Genomic DNA, 4887 nt, shown 5'->3' on the forward strand with positions numbered 1-4887 from the left:
GTGCCGCCCGAGCCGGCGGGCACCGCGCCCCAGGCGGCAAGCAGGCCGACCAGCCGTCCCATGGTTGGGCTGGCGAGCGAGGGGCCAAGATCGGCCTCGATCGAGCCGCCGGCGACCGCGCGGATGAGGCGCAGCGTCGCTTCGGTCCGTTCGATATAGCGGCCGAGCCAGAAGAGATTGTCCGCTGCCTTGGCCGGCAACATGCCGCCGATCCGGCGGATGGCGGGCGCGCCGCCCCCCAGCAGGCTTTCGGCGGACGCTGGCTGACGATCAATCACGCACATGTCGGCGGAGATGTCGCCCCGGCCCATTAGCGCCGCGCGGATGTCGCCATGGGCGGCAAGCCGGGCGAAGGCGCCGGGCATGACGCGCCACTGCCCCGCGCCGTCACGCGCAACGAAGATGCGCAGAGTGAAGGGCAGGGGGGTGAGTTGTCCGTCGATGATTGCGGGCGTGGTGGAGAGCTTCACCATTTCCTGCCCGACATAGTCCATCGGCCGCCGGTCGAGCGCGTCAAGCAAGCGCGCGCGCTGGTCGGCGTCGAGCGTCGCGCCGGGCAGGAAGGGCGCTTCGGGTAGGCCGGCAGCGGGCTGATCGAAGGCGGAGCCGATCACCAGTTGATCGAGCCGGGCGCGGACATGATCGCGCTCGCGCGGCTGGCCGCACCACCAGGTGGCGATATTGGGAAGGAGCAGGTCCTGGCCCAGCACGGCCCTGGCCAGTTGCGGCAGGAAGGCGGCGAGCGCGCGCGATTCGATGACGCCCGCGCCCGGCCAGTTGCTGACCATCAGCCCGCCGCGCGCGCAGGCGTCAAAGAGGTCGGCGACGCCGATCCGCGACTGGCCGTCAAAGGCGAGCGGATCAAGAAAGCGGCTGTCCATCCAGCGCCACAGGCCATCGACGCGCTTCAACCCCTGGATGGTGCGGACGAACAGGCGCCCATCGGAGACGATGAGGTCGTCGCCTTCCACCAGCATGAGGCCGAGATAGCGGGCGAGATGCGCCTGTTCGGCATAGCTCTGGTTGAAACGGCCGGGGGTGAGCAGGCCGATACGCGGGTCCGAGCGGGCGCAGTCGGCGGCCAGGCCCCGGCGCAGGTCGGAAAAGAAGGGGGCGAGCCGGCGCGCGTTCATCGCGCCGAGAAGGTCGCCGGTGGCGCGCGAGAAAGCGAGGCGGTTTTCCAGCGCATAGCCGACGCCTACGGGCGTGCGCACCCGGTCGGCGAGCACGCGCCATTCGCCGCCCGGGCCCCGGCCGATATCGGCGGCGTAGAAATGAAGGACATGGCCGTTGGGCGGCGCGGTGCCCGTCATCACCCGCCAATAATGGGTGCTGCCGGTAACGACGCTGGCGGGCAGATGCCCGTCGCGCACCAGCGACTGGGTGGAGTAAATGTCACCGACGATCCGCTCGAGCAACCGGGCGCGCTGAATGAGGCCCGATTCGATGTGGCTCCACTGCGCGGCGTCGATCAGCAGCGGCAGTGGCCCCAGCGGCCAGGCACGTTCCTGCTCATCGCCGGTCAGGCGGAAGGCAAGGCCAAGGTCGGCAGCCTGACGCGCGACATGATCGGCGAGCGTCGCCGGATCGCCCTTCGCCTGCGCGGACAGCCGGTCCAGCATCGCGCGCCAGTGCCCGGCCGTGTCCGGGGCGGCATCGGCGAACAGGTCGCCGCGCGGTGCGGCGGCGAGATAGGCGTCGGCCCAGTTGCCTGCCCCCAGCGAAGGCGCGAGGGCGTCCGCCTGGTTCATGCGCCCGGCTGGCGGGGCAGGCGCAGGTCGAGCGTCATGGGGAATTCGCCGGGCAGTTCGGCCGGCGGCATGTCGACAGGTCCGGGTGTATGGCCATGATCCTGGAATCGCGCCTTGCGTCGGGATTCAGCCTCATAACCGTTGATCGGCAATGTATCGTAATTGCGTCCGCCCGGATGCGCGACATGATAGACGCAGCCGCCCAGCGACCGGCCGCTCCAGCTGTCGAACACGTCGAAGGTAAGCGGTGCGTTGGCCGGAAGTTGCGGGTGCAGGCAATTGGCCGGTGTCCACGCCTTGTACCGCACGCCGCCCACCGCTTCGCCCGGCACGGCGGTGGGGCTCATCGGCACGCGGCGGCCGTTGCAGGCGACGATGTGGCGCCCCGCGACCAGACCGGTGGCGCGTACCTGCAACCGTTCGGTCGATGAATCGACATAGCGCACCGTGCCGCCGATCGCCCCGGTTTCGCCCAGCACGTTCCAGGGTTCGAGCGCATGGGTGATTTCGATGCCCACGCCGCCCGCATCCACCTGACCATGGACGGGGAAGCGGAACTGGCGCTGCGCTTCAAACCAGTTGGGGTCGAAATCATAGCCCGCGCCGCGCAGGTCGGCGAGCACCTCCAGAAAATCGGACCAGACGCAATGCGGCAGCATGAAGCGATCATGCAGCGCCGTGCCCCAGCGCACGAAGCCGCCCTGTTGCGGGTGACGCCAGAACCAGGCGGTGAGCGCGCGCAGCAATAATTGCTGCACGAGGCTCATCCGCGCTTCGGGCGGCATTTCGAACCCGCGAAATTCCAGAAGACCCAGTCGTCCAGTCGGGCCGTCGGGCGAGAACATCTTGTCGATGCAGATTTCGGTGCGGTGGGTGTTGCCGGTCACGTCGACCAGCAGGTTGCGGAACAGGCGGTCGACCAGCCAGGGCGGCGGCAGCTTGTCCTCGCCCTCGCGCGTCGGATCGGGCACCTGCGCGAGTGCGATCTCCAGTTCGTAGAGCCCGTCATGCCGGGCTTCATCGATGCGCGGCGCCTGGCTGGTCGGCCCGATGAACAGGCCCGAAAAGAGATAGGAGAGCGAGGGGTGCCGCTGCCAGTAGAGGACGAAGCTCTTGAGCAGGTCCGGGCGGCGGATGAAGGGCGAATCATTGAGGGTCGGCCCACCGAGCACGATATGATTGCCGCCGCCCGTGCCGATCGAGCGGCCATCGACCATGAATTTGTCGGCCGTCAGCCGGCATTCGCGCGCGGCGGCGTAAAGTCGTTCGGTGATATCGACCGTGTCCCGCCAGCTGGCGGCGGGGTGGACATTGACTTCGATCACGCCGGGATCGGGCGTGGCTTTGAGCACGTTGAGGCGCGGGTCGGGGGGCGGCGCATAGCCTTCGATCCTGACGGGGATGCGGGTGGCTTCGGCGACGCGCTCGACCTGCGCGATCAATTCCAGATAATCTTCCAGTTCGCGGACCGGGGGCAGGAAGACGGACAGGTGTGCGCCATGCGGTTCGACCGTGATGGCGGTGCGCACCGCGCCTTCGATGATGACCTGTTCGACCCGGTCCTGCGCGGCTGCGCCGCCTTCGGCATCGGCGACGCGCTGGACGCGCTGCGCTTCCTCACGGCTGGCAGCTTCGCTCACTTGCGCGCGGGCGTCGGCGAGCGGCCCGCGCGGTTCGCTCGTGTCGCGGGGATGGATATAGGGATAGTCCGATTCGGGCACATGCGGCAGCGATCCCAGCGGCAGGCGATAGCCGAGCGCCGAATCGCCCGGCACCGCGAACAGCTTGCCCCGGCGCAGCTGCCAGATTTCGCTCTGCCAGCGCGGCGTCGCAGCCTGGCTTTGCCAGCGCTGGACTGGCAGGACATAGCCGACCGGCTTATCGAGGCCGCGTTCGAACGTCTTGACCATGCGTGCGCGCGCTTCGGGATCGGCGATGGCCGGATCCTGCGGATCGGTGTTGATGGGAAGATCGCCCTCCTTCACCATCCACACCGCCGGATCTTCATAGACGGGATGGGTATAATCGGCCGAAAAGCCCATAGTGGCGGCCAGCGCGGTGAGGAACGCCTGCGCGTCCTGCGCCGTGGTCGGCCGCGCGTCCGCAGGGGCTTCATCCGTCGCGATCAGGCTTTCGTCGCGCCACAGCGGGACGCCGTCGGTCCGCCAATAAACGGCATAGGCCCAGCGCGGCAGGCTTTCGCCCGGATACCATTTGCCCTGCCCGTGATGCAGCAGGCCGCCGGGCGCGAAGTCGCTGCGCAGCTTGCGGATCAGCCGGTCGGCATAAGCCGCCTTGGTCGGGCCGACGGCGTCGCCATTCCATTCGCCCGCGTCCCCGCCATCCTGCGCGACGAAGGTCGGTTCGCCGCCGATGGTGAGGCGCACGTCCTGGCGCCGGAGGTCGGCATCGACCTGTTCGCCCAGCGCCATGACCGCGTCCCACCGGGTGTCGGTGAAGGGCTTGGTGATGCGCACGGCTTCGGCAATGCGGCTGACCGACATTTCGAAGCGGAAGTCGACTTCCGCTGGTTCGGCCATGCCGCTGATCGGCGCGGCGGAGCGATAATGGGGCGTCGCGCAGAGCGGAATATGGCCTTCGCCCGCGAACATGCCGCTGGTGGCGTCGAGTGCGACCCAGCCCGCGCCCGGCACATAGGCTTCGGCCCAAGCGTGAAGGTCGACAACGTCTTGGCTGACGCCCTTTGGCCCTTCGATCGGCTCCACGTCCGCGACCAGCTGGATCGAATAGCCCGACACGAAGCGGGCGGCGAACCCCAGCCGGCGTAGCAACTGGACCAGCAGCCAGGCGGAATCGCGGCAGGAGCCGGTGCCGATGTCCAGCGTTTCCTCCGGCGTCTGCACGCCGGTTTCCATGCGGATCACATAGCCGACTTGGCTTTGCAGGCGACGGTTGACCTCCACCAGAAAATCGACGGTGCGGCCTTCATGCCCCTGATGTTCGGCGACCAGCGCCTCGAACAGCGGCCCCTGATCCTCCACGTCGAAATAGGCGGCAAGGTCGGTCTTCAGCTGGTCATCATAGGCGAAAGGGTAATTTTCCGCATAAGGCTCCACGAAAAAGTCGAACGGGTTGATGATGTCGAGATCGGCGAGCAGGTCGACCTCGATCGAGA

2 protein-coding genes are annotated in these 4887 nt (G+C 68.0%); both read right to left on the reverse strand.

Going from position 1 to position 4887, the window contains the following annotated elements; all coding sequences use genetic code 11:
• Window positions 1-1751 (reverse strand): circularly permuted type 2 ATP-grasp protein (locus B2V90_RS19670; protein ID WP_293922906.1); only part of this gene is annotated, 1751 nt, incomplete at its 3' end.
• The coding region (locus B2V90_RS19675; protein ID WP_293922908.1) for a DUF2126 domain-containing protein at window positions 1748-4887 on the reverse strand (3140 nt) is incomplete at its 5' end. The genes B2V90_RS19675 and B2V90_RS19670, both read right to left, overlap by 4 nt.

The organism is Sphingobium sp. UBA5915 (assembly GCF_002431195.1).
GTDB classification, from domain to species: Bacteria; Pseudomonadota; Alphaproteobacteria; order Sphingomonadales; family Sphingomonadaceae; genus Sphingobium; species Sphingobium soli.